This window comes from Phenylobacterium sp. (genome assembly GCF_041913825.1).
GTDB lineage: Bacteria > Pseudomonadota > Alphaproteobacteria > Caulobacterales > Caulobacteraceae > Phenylobacterium.
Map to the genome: position 1 here is coordinate 104089 of NZ_JAYSEO010000010.1, position 13115 is coordinate 117203.

The 13115-nt window shown below is 70.9% G+C and carries 12 protein-coding genes and 1 tRNA gene; 2 read left to right on the forward strand and 11 right to left on the reverse strand.

Annotation, left to right across the window (positions count from 1 at the left end):
* The 7 genes from ACE3Q8_RS10255 to glmU form a co-directional block, all read right to left on the reverse strand.
* Positions 1-1377 (reverse strand): MATE family efflux transporter, encoded by a 1377-nt coding sequence (locus tag ACE3Q8_RS10255; RefSeq protein ID WP_374470183.1) that lies wholly within the window; start codon positions 1375-1377, stop codon positions 1-3.
* Between the two features lie 268 nt (positions 1378-1645).
* The gene (locus ACE3Q8_RS10260) at positions 1646-2071 is read right to left on the reverse strand and encodes a CBS domain-containing protein (RefSeq protein WP_374470184.1); all 426 of its coding nucleotides are present in this window, start codon (positions 2069-2071) and stop codon (positions 1646-1648) included.
* A gap of 105 nt (positions 2072-2176) precedes the next feature.
* Positions 2177-3562 (reverse strand): class II 3-deoxy-7-phosphoheptulonate synthase, encoded by a 1386-nt coding sequence (locus ACE3Q8_RS10265; RefSeq protein WP_374470185.1) that lies wholly within the window; start codon positions 3560-3562, stop codon positions 2177-2179.
* Positions 3563-3621: 59 nt separating this feature from the next.
* Positions 3622-4869, reverse strand: a complete 1248-nt coding sequence (locus tag ACE3Q8_RS10270; RefSeq protein ID WP_374470186.1) for an O-antigen ligase family protein — start codon at positions 4867-4869, stop codon at positions 3622-3624.
* The gene (gor, locus tag ACE3Q8_RS10275; protein WP_374470187.1) at positions 4866-6251 is read right to left on the reverse strand and encodes a glutathione-disulfide reductase; all 1386 of its coding nucleotides are present in this window, start codon (positions 6249-6251) and stop codon (positions 4866-4868) included. Before gor ends, ACE3Q8_RS10270 begins: the two co-directional genes overlap by 4 nt.
* A 13-nt stretch (positions 6252-6264) precedes the next feature.
* Complete coding sequence (rpiA, locus tag ACE3Q8_RS10280) at positions 6265-6951, reverse strand: ribose-5-phosphate isomerase RpiA (protein ID WP_374470188.1); 687 nt, start codon at positions 6949-6951, stop codon at positions 6265-6267.
* Positions 6951-8306, reverse strand: a complete 1356-nt coding sequence (gene glmU / locus ACE3Q8_RS10285; RefSeq protein ID WP_374470189.1) for a bifunctional UDP-N-acetylglucosamine diphosphorylase/glucosamine-1-phosphate N-acetyltransferase GlmU — start codon at positions 8304-8306, stop codon at positions 6951-6953. Before glmU ends, rpiA begins: the two co-directional genes overlap by 1 nt.
* Positions 8307-8421: 115 nt before the next feature.
* Between glmU and gph the strand changes: the two genes are divergently transcribed.
* Both gph and ACE3Q8_RS10295 read left to right on the forward strand, forming a co-directional pair.
* Positions 8422-9126, forward strand: coding sequence for a phosphoglycolate phosphatase (gene gph, locus ACE3Q8_RS10290; protein WP_374470190.1), 705 nt, complete (start codon positions 8422-8424; stop codon positions 9124-9126).
* A 61-nt stretch (positions 9127-9187) separates the two neighbouring features.
* A tRNA-Val gene (locus tag ACE3Q8_RS10295) sits at positions 9188-9262 on the forward strand.
* A gap of 221 nt (positions 9263-9483) precedes the next feature.
* Here ACE3Q8_RS10295 and ACE3Q8_RS10300 read toward each other — a convergent pair.
* From ACE3Q8_RS10300 to ACE3Q8_RS10315, 4 genes are all read right to left on the reverse strand, one after another.
* Positions 9484-9879, reverse strand: a complete 396-nt coding sequence (locus tag ACE3Q8_RS10300; RefSeq protein WP_374470191.1) for a nuclear transport factor 2 family protein — start codon at positions 9877-9879, stop codon at positions 9484-9486.
* A 166-nt stretch (positions 9880-10045) separates the two neighbouring features.
* The gene (locus ACE3Q8_RS10305; protein ID WP_374470192.1) at positions 10046-10834 is read right to left on the reverse strand and encodes a DUF1080 domain-containing protein; all 789 of its coding nucleotides are present in this window, start codon (positions 10832-10834) and stop codon (positions 10046-10048) included.
* Positions 10822-11388 (reverse strand): gluconate 2-dehydrogenase subunit 3 family protein, encoded by a 567-nt coding sequence (locus tag ACE3Q8_RS10310; RefSeq protein WP_374470193.1) that lies wholly within the window; start codon positions 11386-11388, stop codon positions 10822-10824. Before ACE3Q8_RS10310 ends, ACE3Q8_RS10305 begins: the two co-directional genes overlap by 13 nt.
* Positions 11388-13115 carry a GMC oxidoreductase gene (locus tag ACE3Q8_RS10315; protein WP_374470194.1) on the reverse strand — a complete coding sequence of 576 codons (1728 nt, stop codon included), beginning with the start codon at positions 13113-13115 and terminating at the stop codon, positions 11388-11390. The genes ACE3Q8_RS10310 and ACE3Q8_RS10315 overlap by 1 nt, the downstream gene beginning before the upstream one ends.

Here is a 13115-nt window from a genome sequence, read left to right on the forward strand (position 1 = left end):
TCAGAGCGCCCGGCGGCTCAGCAGCCAGAAGCGGGCCAGCAACAGCACCGCTGAGACGACGCTGGCGATCACCACCGCCCAGACGATGCCCATGAGGTGCATCTTCATCGGGATCGCCAGCACATAGGCCAACGGCATCATGATGAGGATGTAGCTGGTCAAATGGGCGCCCGTGGGCAGCCAGACGTCGCCGCGGGCGCGGAGCGCCTGCGCCGCCACCACCTGCAGGCAATCGGGCAGGAACATCAGCACCGCAAGCGCCAGCGCCGGCGCGGCGATGGCGATGGTCGCCGTGTCGGTGGTGTAGCCGCGGGTGATCAGCTCGGCGGCCGGCCAGACGATCAGGGTGACCAGGACGCCGAACACCGCAGTGACGCCGAAAGACACCGCGCCGGCACGGTTGACTCCGGCGTTGTCCCGCGCGCCGTAGGCCTTGCCCACCAGCACCGCCGCGCCGGTGGCGAGGCCCAGCGGCACCATGAACACGATCGCCGCGACGTTCAGCACGATCGCCCAGGCGGCGACAGCGAGTCCGCCCAGCCAGCCGGCGATCACGTTCATGCTCGCGAAAGAGGCCACCTCCAGGAAGTTCGAGATCCCGGCCCCGAAGCCGATGCGCATCTGCTCGGCGGCGCCCGGGCGGTCGATCTCTGGCTTCCGGAAGACGCCAAGCGCGCGCGCCTCGGGCATGGTGGCGATGAAGCCGAGCATGGCGAGCGCCAGGAACGTCCGCGCGCCGAAGGTGGCCCACGCCGCGCCCACCGCGCCGCCGGCCGGCAGTCCCATCGTGCCCGGCACGAACAGCAGGACGAGCAGGAGGTTCACGACGTTGGCGGCCCACATGGCGATCGCCGCCGGGCCGGGCCGCGACAGCCCCTCGAGCCAGAAGCTGCAGGCCACGCTGACCGAATAGCCGGTGAGCGACAGCGAGAACACGAGCAGCGCCCGGCTGGCGCCGTCGGCAAGGTCCCGCTCCAGGCCGATGGCGTGCAGGAAGGGAGGCCCCGCGACCGCCAGGGCGCCCGTGGAGATGACGCCCAGCCAGAAGGCGTAGACGACGCCACGCCGCAGCACGGCGCCGGTGCCCTCGCGCCGCCCCTCCCCGATCGCGCGTGCGGTCATCACCTGGACGCCAACCAGGAGGCCGACGAGCGCGGTCAGAACCACGCTGGTCGGCGCCCACCCCAGCGCATGATAGCCGAGCTCGGTCGCCGAATAGCGTCCGACGACAACGGCGTCGGTGAGCCCCATGGCCATGATGCCCAGGCGCGACAGGACCACCGGCCCGGACAGCTTCAGTAGCTGGGGCAGCTCGTCGCGAACGGGATGGGGACGCGCCTCGCCTTGCGAGGCCGCCTGAGCCTGGGCGGGCTCCATGATGGGACGCCTGATTGTCAAAGAAGGCTGCCGAAACTGACGGCCGCGCGCGAAAACGCAAGGTCGAGCTTCGTGGCGGTTAACCTTCTGCCGACCGCGTGGCCGCCAGGGCACAGGCTGGCCTCTGCCCGCTGCAGGCGCCTGACGGAACCCGCATGCGGCGCATGGGCGCCCTCACGGCGTTCGCCACCGTCGGTGAGCGAGGCTGCGCCGCGGCCGCGTGACGAGGCGGTGGCGCCGCTGCCCGCCGCCCACCCTCAGAGTCGCCTCAGGCGGCGAGATGTCGCGTGTTCATTGCGGATGACTGGGCGTTACCCGCCAGGCGACGCAGCAGACCGTCGAGGCTGAGGACCCCAAGCACCTTTCCGTGCTCGAGGACCGGCAGGTGCCGCACGCCCTTCTCCAGCAGCCGGTCGACGGCCGCCTCGACCGTGTCCTCCGGAGCCGCCGTCGGCGCATTGGCCCACATCAGCTCGCCGGCGCGGCGCCGGAAGAGATCGCGTCCGTGCTGGGCGATGGCCACGGCCAGGTTCCGCTCGGAGAGCATCCCTCGGTAGCGGCCCCACGTCTCGCAGACCACCAGCGCCCCCACCGCCTCGCGCTTCATGACCGCCGCAGCGTCGGCGACGTGGAGAGTGAGCGGCACGCTCACGACCCGGCTCGGTTCGGCGTCCAGCACGTTCGACAGCAGCATGCTCAGGCTCCTTGGGGCGGGGCGACCACGCCGCCCGCGCCCCCAGCCTATGCCTGGAAGGATCGCGCCGGCGACGTGACCGCGGGCGCAGCCGAAACGCCGACTTCAGCCGCCCGCCACCGCGCGGCGCTGCTCGTCCAGCCGGTCTTCCTTCAGCTTCTCGGCGACTAGGAAGGCCAGCTCCAGGGCCTGTTCGCCGTTGAGCCGCGGATCACAGTGGGTGTGGTAACGGTCCGCCAAGTCGCCTTCGGAGAGCGCCCGCGCGCCCCCCAGGCATTCCGTGACGTTCTGGCCCGTCATCTCCAGGTGCACGCCGCCCGGGTGGACGCCCTCGGCCTTGCAGATCTCCACGAAGGACTTCACCTCCGACAGGATCCGGTCGAACGGCCGCGTCTTGTAGCCGTTTGCCGCCGTCAGGGTGTTGCCGTGCATCGGGTCGATGGCCCAGACCACCCGCCGGCCCGAGGCCTTGGTGGCCTGCAGCAGGCGCGGCAGGCGGTCCGCGATCTTGTCGTATCCGAAGCGACCGTAAAGCGTCAGGCGGCCCGGCTCGTTGTTCGGGTTGAGTATGTCGATCAGGCGCAGGAGGTCGTCGCCCTCCATCGTCGGGCCGCACTTCAGGCCGATCGGGTTCTTGATCCCGCGGAAGAACTCCACGTGCGCCCCTTGCGGGTCGCGCGTGCGCTCGCCGATCCACACCAGGTGGGCCGAGGTGTCGTACCACTGGCCGGAGGTGCTATCGACGCGGGTCATCGCCTCCTCGAAGCCGAGCAGCAGGGCCTCGTGGCTGGTGAAGAACTCCACCTGGTGCAGCGACGGATGGCTCTCGGGCGTGACGCCGATCGCCTCCATGAAGGCCAGGCTGTCGCTGATCTTGTCGGCGAGCTCGCGGTAGCGCGCCCCCTGCGGGCTGTCGGCCACGAAGCCGAGCGTCCAGCGATGAATGTTATGCAGGTCGGCGTAGCCGCCGCCGGCGAACGCGCGCAGCAGGTTCAGGGTCGAGGCCGACTGGGAATAGGCCTGGATCAGCCGCTGCGGGTCGGGCCTGCGCCCGGCCTCGGTGAACTCCATCGCGTTGATGTTGTCCCCCCGATAGGACGGCAGGGTGACCTCGCCCTGGGTTTCGATGGGGGCCGAGCGCGGCTTGGCGAACTGGCCGGCCATGCGGCCCACCTTCACCACCGGCTTGCCGCCGGCGAAGGTCAGCACCACCGCCATTTGGAGGATCAGCCGGAACGTGTCGCGGATGTTGTCCGCGTGGAATTCCTTGAAGCTTTCGGCGCAGTCGCCGCCCTGCAGCAGGAACGCCCGGCCTTCGGAGACCTCGCCCAGCAGGCTCTTCAGCCGTCGCGCCTCACCCGCAAACACCAGCGGGGGCATCCCACGAAGCGTCTGCTCCACCTTCGCCACTTCGCCGAGGTCCGGATAGTCCGTCGGCATGTGCTTGGCGGGCTTCGATCTCCAGGAAGCGGGCGTCCAGTGTTCGGTCATGGTCTTGTACTTGAAACGAGGAAGGCTACCCCCGAGGGAGCGAGGGGCGGGTTCTACCCTTAAATAGGGCTTCCGGTCGATGGGCGAAGGACGTTTTGCCCTTTTGCCGCTGCGGCGACCGCGGCGACGAGGGCCGCCATGGCCAGCCACCACTCCTGCCAGACGCCGAAGTTCACGCCGCCGAACAGGAGGTAGACGGCCGCCGAGGCCGTCGCGGCGGCAGTGATCAGGTCGGGCTTGGACCGGGAGAGACGGCTGAGCGCCAGCCACCAGATCGCCGCCGCCATCAGCGCGCCCACGGCGCCCAACTCCAGCCAGATCTGCAGCGGTCCGTTGTGCGGATGCAGCACGATGCCGGGACCGAACTCGCGGCTCGCGTCGAGCCCCCAGCCTCGCAGAGGATGATCGCCGATCCAGTCCGCCGCGTGCGTCCAGTAGCCGAGCCGCATGGCCCAGGAGAGCGGGATATCCGGGGTGAAGTGCAGCGCCCGCGCCGCGGCGCGGACGGCGATCACCACCGCCGGCATGACGATGTAGGCCACCGCCGCGAGGCTCCCCAGCGCGCGAGGCGCATCGGCTGGCCAGCGTAGCGCGGCCAGCACCACGCCGCCCGCCAGGAAGACCGCAAGCGCCGGCGCGTCCGCGTCGAAGGCGACGGCGCCGACGACCGCGCCGACCGCCATGGGGATCGACAGCCAGCCCATGCCCTTTACCCGCATGGCGCCCACCGCGGCCACGGGCCACAGCAGGGCCAGCACGAAGGTGGAACGGCTGAGGTTGCGCGCAGCGAGGTCCGGCCGGGTCGGCTCGTAGAAGCGCTCGTGCAGGAGCTGGTAGAGCGCCGCGCCGGTGAACGCCTCGATGATCAGCATCAGGCCGAGCGCCGCGAGCCCCCAGGCTAGCACCTGCAGCGCGATCGTGCGCAGCCGCGGCGCGGCCCGGCGGGCGCCGCAGACCGCGCTCCAGTAGAGCGGCAGTTGCAGCGCGAGCTTCAGGGCGGTGCTGTCTTCAGCCTCCTCCACCCGGTGCGGGCTCCAGGTGGAGGCCGTCGCAGCCCAGAGCACGGCCACCAGCAGGGCGACGAGCACGGGACGGTCGTTCGACGTCATCCTGAGCGCCGGCAGGCTGAGCAGCCCCAGCAGCGCCACAAGGGGCGCGAAACCGAGCGGCGCCAGCCAGGCCATCAGCGGCGTCATCAGTGCGCCGAAGACCAGCACCCCGCCGCACCAGACGCCCAGCGCGCCCCCGTCGCCCGCGCCCGAGGCGGCGGGGCTGCGCGCCGCCGCGCCCCCCGGAACCGCGGTCATGCGGCCTGGCCCAGGCCCGGCGGCGTGTACTTCTCGCGAAGCGTGACCAGTTCCTCCGCCAGCGTCGGGTGGACGGCGCAGGTGGCGTCCCACTGGGCCTTGGTGGAGCCAATCTTCATGGCGATGGCCGCCATCTGGATCATCTCCGGCGCATCGGGACCGACGACGTGGCACCCCACCACCCGGTCGGTGGCCTGGTCGACCACCAGCTTCAGCAGCGAGCGCTCATCCGCCCCGGTGAAGGCGTATTTCATGGGCCGCAGCCGCGCCAGATAGACGTCGACCTTGCCGTACTTGTGCCGCGCCTCGGCCTCCGAGAGTCCCACGGAGCCGATCGGCGGCTGGGAGAAGACGGCGGACGCCACCATCTCGTGGTCGAAGCTGGTGGGCCGGCCATAGAACTCGGTGTCGGCGAAGGCATGGCCCTCGCGGATGGCCACGGGGGTCAGGTTGATCCGGTCGGTGACGTCGCCCACCGCCCAGATCGAGTCGACGTTGGTCTTCGAATAGGCGTCGACCATGACGGCCCCGTTCTCGGCCAGCTTGACGCCGGCGTTCTCCAGGCCGAGTCCCTCGGTGTAGGGCTCACGGCCGACGGCGAACATCACCACCTCGCTCTCGCAGTGGTGGCCGTTGGTGAAGCGGCTCACGAAGCGGCCGTCGCCGAGCTTCTCGATCGCCTTGTGCTGACAGCCGAGGATCACCTTGATGCCGCGCTTCTCCATCTCGTCGGCGATGTGCGAGCGCACGTCGTCGTCGAAGCCGCGGAGCAGGTTTGGGCCGCGGTGCACGAGGGTGGTCTCCACACCCAGGCCGTTGAAGATGCCCGCGAACTCGACCGCGATGTAGCCGCCGCCGGCGATGACGATGCTCTTCGGCAGCTTCGGCAGGTGGAACGCCTCGTTGGACGTGATCGCATGCTCGATGCCCGGCACCTCCTTGGGCATCCAGGGGCGGCCCCCGGTGGCGATCAGGATCCTCTCGGCGGTGGCCCGGCCCTTCTCCGGGCTCTCGACGGTGTGCGGGTCGACCACAGTGACGCGGCTATGGACCAGCTCGGCGCCGGCGTTTTGCAGGTTGCGGACGTAGATCCCCGACAGCCGGGCGATCTCCTTGTCCTTCTCGGTGATGAAGCGCTTCCAGTCGAAGCTCGCGCCCTCCACCGTCCAGCCGTAGCCCTCGGCGGTCTTGAAGTGGTGCGCGAACTCGGATGCATAGACCATGAACTTCTTGGGCACGCAGCCGCGGATCACGCAGGTGCCGCCGACCCGGTGCTCCTCGGCCACCGCCACCTTGGCGCCGGACAGGGCCGCGAGGCGCGCGGCGCGCACGCCACCGGAGCCCGCGCCGATGACGAAGAGGTCGTAGTCGTACTTGGCCAAGGCCGGCTCCTTCTTACGGTTCGAGCGTCGACACGCCGTCCGGCCCGCCGACCAACGCCTGCTCTGCGAGGTCGAGGAAGAGGCCGTGGTCCACGACCCCGGTCAGGCTCTTCAGCGCGGCCGCCAGGGCAGCCGGCTCCTCGATCCGCCCGCAGGCTGCGTCATAGATAAGGTTGCCGCCGTCGGTTCTCACGGGCTGGCCGTCCTTTGCCCGCAGCCGCGGCGCCATGCCGATCTCGAATTCCGCGAGCACGTCGCAGATCCGAGCCGCCGTGGTCTTGTGGCCGAAGGCGACGACCTCGATGGGCAGGGCGAACCTGCCGAGCGTCGGCACGACCTTCGCGGCGTCGGCGATCACGACGCAGCGCCGCGAAGCCTCCCACACCAGCTTCTCGCGCAGCAGGGCCGCGCCGCCGCCCTTGATCAGCGAAAGCCCTGGGCCGATCTCGTCGGCGCCGTCCACAGTAAGGTCGATCTCGCGGGTCTCGCCAAGCTGAGCGAGCTTCAGGCCGAGCTCGCCCGCAAGCTGTTCGGTGGCCGTGGACGTCGCCACGCAGGTCACGTCCAGCCGCCGTTCGGCCAGGGCCCGGACGAACCAGGCGGCCGTGGAGCCGGTGCCCAGGCCCACCACCATGCCGTTCTCGACGAGCTTCGCGGCCGCCTCGCCGGCGGCCTTCTTCTGCTGGTCCGCGTCGCGCATCACTTCGCCTTCGCCGCCTTCTCCGCCGCCTTGCGGGCGCGGAACTCCGCCGCCCAGCCCGGCCGGTTGGTCTGGCCGCCGCGCTCCAGCGCCAGGGCGTCGCCCGGCACGTCCTGGGTGATCACCGAGCCCGAGCCCGTCATCCCGCCGGCGCCGACGCTGACGGGCGCCACCAGCGCGGTGTTCGAGCCGATGAAGGCGCCCTCGCCCACATGGGTCTCGTATTTGAAGAAGCCGTCGTAGTTGCAGAAGATCGTGCCGGCGCCGATGTTCGCCTTCGCGCCGACCGAGCCGTCGCCAAGGTAGCTCAGGTGATTGGCCTTGGCGCCGTCGCCCACCTTGACGTTCTTCACCTCGACGAAATTGCCGATGTGGGCGTCGCGGCCGATGTCGGCGCCCGGGCGCAGGCGGGCGTAAGGGCCGACGAGGGCGCCGGCGCGGACCACCGCGCCCTCAAGGTGGCTGAAGGCGCGGATCTGGGCGCCCTCCTCCACCGTCACGCCTGTGCCGAACACCACGAACTGTTCGATGACCGCGCCCGGCGCGACCCTGGTGTCCCAGGAGAAGTGCACGGTGTCCGGGGCAAGCATGGTCACCCCTTCGGCCAGAAAGTGGTGGCGCTGGCGCTGCTGGAAGATGGCCTCGGCCTGGGCGAGCTGGGCCGGCGTGTCGCAGCCCATCACCGCGGCTTCCGGGGCGGAGTGGCCGCGGACCAGCGCCTCCTCGGCCACCGCGATGCCCACGATGTCGGTCAGGTAGTACTCGCCCTTGGCGTTGGCGTTTCCGACGCGGGAGAGCCAGCCGAACAGCCGGCCGCGGTCGGCGCACATCATGCCGGCGTTGCAGCACCTCACCGCCTTCTCCTCGGGCGTGGCGTCACGGGCCTCGACGATGCGGATCACGTGGCCGTCAGCGCCCTTGATGACCCGGCCGTAGAGCAAGGGATCGGCCGGCTCGAAGGTGAGCATGGCGAGGTCGACCCCCTGGGCGCGCATCTCGAACAGCGGCTCCAGGTCGCCGGCGGTGAGCAGCGGAGCGTCTGCGTAGGTGATGAGCACGTCGCCATCGAAGTCGGCCAGGGCCTCGCGCGCAGCCAGCACTGCGTGCGCGGTGCCGAGCGGCTGGTCCTGCACGGCCACGGCCGCCGGCCCCAGGCGCTTCTCCACCAGGGCGCGCACCGCCGGACTGTGGTTGCCGACGACGACCACCACCCGCTCGCATCCGGCCGCCTCGACGGTGTCGATCATGCGGTCGAGGTGGCTCCGCCCGCCCACCTTGTGCAGCACCTTGGGGATGGGCGACTTCATGCGCGTGCCCTGGCCGGCGGCCAGGATCACGGCGGCGCGGGCGGTCATCAGGGGCGTCTCCGGGCGCTGACTCAAGGACTTCTGCGGCGAGCCTTAGCAAGCCTTGTGGCCGGGCGCGAGAAGCGGCTATGCGTCCGCGAGCCCCGCCGCAGAGTGACCAAGCTTGAACACGCCCGATCGTTCCCCGCTCGCCGGCGCCGTGATCGCCTTCGACCTCGACGGCACCCTGGTGGACACCGCCCCGGACCTGGTCGGTACGCTGAACTGGCTGCTGGCGGAGGAAGGGCTGGCGCCGCTGCCGCTGGACGAGGCCCGCCCGTTCATCGGCAAGGGGGCGCGGTGGCTGATCCAGCGGGGTTTCGCCGCCGCTGACGCGCCGCTCCCGCCCGAGCGGGTGCCCGAGCTCTTCGACCGCTTCATCGACCGCTACCATGCGCACATCGCCGACGAGAGCCGCCCCTACCCCGGCCTGGTCGCCGCGCTCGAGCGTCTGAAGGCCGAGGGCGCGCGACTGGCGGTCTGCACGAACAAGCTGACGGGCCTCTCCCAGTCGCTGCTGGAAGCGCTCGACCTTTCGCGGCACTTCGAGGCGGTGGTCGGCGCCGACGCGGCCCCAGCCGCCAAGCCCGACCCGCGCCACCTGACCACCGCGGTCGAAGCCGTCGGCGGCGAGATCGGCCGCGCGATCCTGGTGGGCGACGCCGCCACCGACGCCGGCGCGGCGCGCGCTGCGGGCGCCGGCCTGATTCTGGTCTCCTTCGGCTACACCGAGACGCCGGCGGCCGAGCTCTCGCCCGATGTCCTCATCGACCACTTCGACGAACTGCCGGATGCCTGTTTGCTGCTTCTCGGCCCTTGCGGCGCGTGAGGCCTCAGGCTATACGCCCGCTCCTTCCCGGCGCGCCGCTTCGGCGCCGCGCTCTTGAGGCGGATGCGTAGCTCAGCGGGAGAGCACCTCGTTCACACCGAGGGGGTCACAGGTTCAATCCCTGTCGCATCCACCATTCCTTCCGGTCCCACCCGCTCACATCCACACTGGCGCTTGGTGCGTGCCTCGCCGTCGGGTCGCCCCCCGCAGGGCGATCATGTGAGGCGCTGCGCCTCGCGCCCGCCGTTCAGAGCGTGAGCAGCCTGCGCCGGCCCAACACGACGAAGCTCGCGACGAACATCAGGACGATGAACAGGGTCAGCCAGCCCAGAGGCGCCGGCGCGAGCGTGAGGGGCCTTACCCGTCGAGCAGCACGAAGAGCTTGCCGATGCGGCCACCGCGGACGATCGCGACGTCCGTCCCGGTTGTGAGCACCCCTCCGTCCGGCCCCACTGCCCGCCAGTTCAACCGGCCGACACCGTGATGGCCCGCGACGGGCCCCGTCGGCACGAAGGCGGCGCCTGGCGGCAGCATGGAATGGAGGGCCGCCACAGCCTCGCTGATCGCCGCGTAGCCTAGGACCACCCGATCCGGCTCGACGAGCTCGCCGTCCTCGGCCCAGAGCTCCGCAAGCGCTGCCGCCCGCGCCTCGGCGGACCGCTCGTTGAACACGCGTGCGAGGTTGCCCTGGAGGAGCGTGTCGTAATCGGGCGGCCTGTCGTCCGCTCCTGGGTCGAAGCTCTCCTCAGGCATCGCTCAGCTCCCTGCCCCAAGCTCTCGTCCCCCGGCGCCCCCTGGGGCTGGGTGCGCGGGACCTCATCGCTCCCCGGGTGTCGCTCCGGCAGGGCCCCGAGCTTCAACCGTTGGCCGCGGCGTTCCTGCCCGATCCGCGCCGTGAGGCCGCCCCGGAGGCCGGGGCTTACCGGAGCTCGAGCACCTCCACGCGACGGAACTCCACCGGATGGCCCTCGCCCTGGAGGGAGATGTAGCCGCTCTCCACCGGCGCGCCGGCCTGGCCGCCAACAGCGGCGGGATCGGCGGCGAACTCGGGGAATTCGGCGGGCGCGAGCCGGATGTCGGCGTACTCCATGACCAGTTCGCCGTTGACCCAGTGGCGCATCACGCGGCTGCCGCGCACTTCGGCCTCGAACCGCACCCACTCCCCTTCCGGGAAGGTCCTGGAGCTCGAATTGCGGCAGTGCTCGGCCATCGGCGTGCCGCCGATCGACACCGTGACGCCGGGCGTGCAGACATTGCCGGTGGGCCGGTTCTCGCCCGGCGCGCCGGCGAGGAACTGCGCCTCCACCGCCACCGGGAAGCGCTGATGCAGCGCGATGGTCTCCGGAGCCTGGCCGTGCAGCATCACGCCGCTGTTGCGCACCGCCCAGACCGGCGCGCCGGGCATGCCGGGGCCCATCATCCGGTACTCCAGCCGCAGCCGGTAGTTCGCGAGCGGCTGGCGGTAGATCAGGATGGCGAACTCGTCCTTGAAGGTGTCGTACTGGTCGTAGACGACCCGCAGCACGCCATCCTCGGCGCGGAAGGTGTTGCGCCAGTTCTCCCCGAGTGGCCGGTGAGTGATCTTCGGCGTCCAGCCGGTCAGGTCCCGGCCGTTGAAGATCGGCTTCCAGACCTCGCCCGCGGCGGCCGGAACGGCGAGCGCCGCGAGGCCTACGGCCAGCGAAAGGGCGTGCTTCAGGTGGCCCATGTCCGTCCGATCTCCTTCAGCGGCACGCAGCCGCGGTATTCGCCCGGAACGGGATCGTAGCGGAGCGCCTGCGTCGCCCCGGGCTGCGAGCTGAAGTAGGCGACGGTGGTCAGCTCCCGCAGGGCTAGGAAATAGTGCGGCTGCGGCGGCTGTTGGGTGGCGAACACGTCCGCCTCGGCCTCGGCGGCCCGCAGCAGCTCGTCCTGACGCTCGGCGGGCAGCGCGGCAAATGCCGCGCCGAACCGCGCCCGCGCCTGGACGTCGAGCCCGACGAGCCCGGACCGCAGCCGCTGGGCCTCGTCGGCCTCGCACCACTCGGCGACCGCCCGGTCGACGAACTGCGGCACGCCCACCGCTATGGCGCCGGGTGTGTCCGTCGCCGGCACGATCCGCTCGCAGGCGGCCATCAGGGTCTGCGCCTCCTCGACTGTGAGCGCCTGGGGCCGCCAGGTGAGGACCGCCAGGCCGCCCTGCGCGCGGGCCAGCGCCGGGATCGTCCACAGCCCGGCCAGCGCGCCCACGAAGGCTTCGCGCCGGTTGAGCATCGCCGTCATCAGAGGTCTCCCTTCCGGCCGGCCTCGGCCGCGAAGGCCGCCGCCCGCGCGGTCAGCGCCATGTAGGTCAGGGACGGGTTCACGCAGGCCGACGAGGTCATCGCCGCGCCGTCGGTGACGAAGACGTTTCGGCACTCGTGCATCTGGTTGTTGGCGTTGAGCACCGAGGTCTTCGGATCGCGGCCCATCCGCGCCGCGCCCATCTCGTGGATGCCGAGGCCGAGCGCGTAGTCCCCTTCGTAGGGGCGGACGTTCCGGAAGCCGGCGCCGTCCAGCATCTCCGCCGCGGCCGACGCCATGTCCTTGCGCATGGCGCGCTCGTTGTCGCGGATGGTAGCGTCGAAGGTGATCGTCGGCAGGCCGTGCTTGTCCTTGACCGCCGCGTTCAGGGTCATGCGGTTGTCGGCGTAGGGCAGGATCTCGCCGAATCCGCCCAACCGGATCATCCAAGGCCCGGGCTGGGTGAGCGCCTGCTTGCGGGCCGCCCCGAAGCCGCCGAGCGGCCGATCCCAGGTCGGACGCCCAGCGCCGCCCTGGTACCCGAAGCCGCGGAGATAGTCCGCCCGTCGTGTCGCGGGGTCGTCCAGGTTCCGGAAGCGGGGGACGTAGAGCCCGTTCGGCCGACGCCCCGAGTAGTACATGTCGTCGAACCCCTCGGCCTCGGCGCTCGCGCCGACGCCCAGGTGGTGGTCCATGAGGTTGCGGCCGACCTGGTCCGAGCCATTGCCGAAGCCATTGGGGAACCGTCTGCTGGTGGAGTTGAGCAGGATCCACGCGCTCGCCACCGCCGAGGCGCAGAGGAAGATGACGCCGGCGTAGAACTCCTCCTCCTGTCCCGTCTCGGCGTCGAGGATCCTGACGCCCGAGGCCCGTTTGCGGCGGTTGTCGTAGATCAGGGTCGTGACGACGGAGTTCGGCCGGAGCTGCAGGTTGCCGGTGCGCTCCGCGGCCACCAGGGTGGCGGAGTTGGAGCTGAAATAGGCGCCGAACGGGCAGCCGCGGATGCACAGGTTGCGGTACTCGCATTTGCCGCGGCCGAGCGCGATCTGCTCCTCCGTGGGCGACGTGAGGTGTGCGGCGCGGCCGATGGTGATCCGCCTGTCGGGGAACCGCGCCTCGGACCTCTGCTTGAAGGCCTTCTCGACGCAGTTCATCTCCATGGGCGGCTGGAAGACGCCGTCCGGCAGTTGCGGCAGGCCCTCCGCCTGGCCGGACACGCCGATGAACCGCTCCACGTGGTCGTACCAGGGCGCCAGGTCCGCGTAGCGAATCGGCCAGTCGACCCCCACGCCGTCGCGGGCGTTCGCGGTGAAGTCGAGGTCGGACCAGCGGTAGCTCTGCCGGCCCCACGTGAGCGAGCGGCCGCCCACGTGATGGCCGCGGATCCAGTCGAACCGGTTCGTCTCCGCGTACGGGTGTTCGTCGTCGCGGACGAAGAAGTGGCGGGTGTACTCCGTCAGGGTGTAGCCGGTGCGCTGCTGGACGGGGTAGCGGGCCTTCAGTTCTTCTGCCGGCAGGCGCCCGCGCGGATAGCGCACCTGCCAGGGGTCGGTCGTGGCGGTGGGGTAGTCGAGGATGTGCCGTACGGGCCCGCCGCGTTCGAGCACCAGGGTCTTCAGGCCGCGCTCGGTCAGCTCCTTGGCGGCCCAGCCGCCTGTGATGCCGCTGCCGACCACGATGGCGTCGTAGGTCCGCTCCTGACGCGCGCGGGTGTTGAGGTTCGCCAT

Bases quoted from the DNA above. Each gene is read 5' to 3' on its own strand.
- ACE3Q8_RS10255 (WP_374470183.1), bottom strand. From the start codon at position 1,377: ATGGAGCCCGCCCAGGCTCAGGCGGCCTCGCAAGGCGAGGCGCGTCCC.
- ACE3Q8_RS10315 (WP_374470194.1), bottom strand. From the start codon at position 13,115: ATGGCGAACCTCAACACCCGCGCGCGTCAGGAGCGGACCTACGACGCC.
- ACE3Q8_RS10270 (WP_374470186.1), bottom strand. From the start codon at position 4,869: ATGACCGCGGTTCCGGGGGGCGCGGCGGCGCGCAGCCCCGCCGCCTCG.
- ACE3Q8_RS10265 (WP_374470185.1), bottom strand. From the start codon at position 3,562: ATGACCGAACACTGGACGCCCGCTTCCTGGAGATCGAAGCCCGCCAAG.
- glmU (WP_374470189.1), bottom strand. From the start codon at position 8,306: ATGACCGCCCGCGCCGCCGTGATCCTGGCCGCCGGCCAGGGCACGCGC.
- ACE3Q8_RS10300 (WP_374470191.1), bottom strand. From the start codon at position 9,879: ATGCCTGAGGAGAGCTTCGACCCAGGAGCGGACGACAGGCCGCCCGAT.
- ACE3Q8_RS10260 (WP_374470184.1), bottom strand. From the start codon at position 2,071: ATGCTGCTGTCGAACGTGCTGGACGCCGAACCGAGCCGGGTCGTGAGC.
- ACE3Q8_RS10310 (WP_374470193.1), bottom strand. From the start codon at position 11,388: ATGACGGCGATGCTCAACCGGCGCGAAGCCTTCGTGGGCGCGCTGGCC.
- rpiA (WP_374470188.1), bottom strand. From the start codon at position 6,951: ATGCGCGACGCGGACCAGCAGAAGAAGGCCGCCGGCGAGGCGGCCGCG.
- ACE3Q8_RS10305 (WP_374470192.1), bottom strand. From the start codon at position 10,834: ATGGGCCACCTGAAGCACGCCCTTTCGCTGGCCGTAGGCCTCGCGGCG.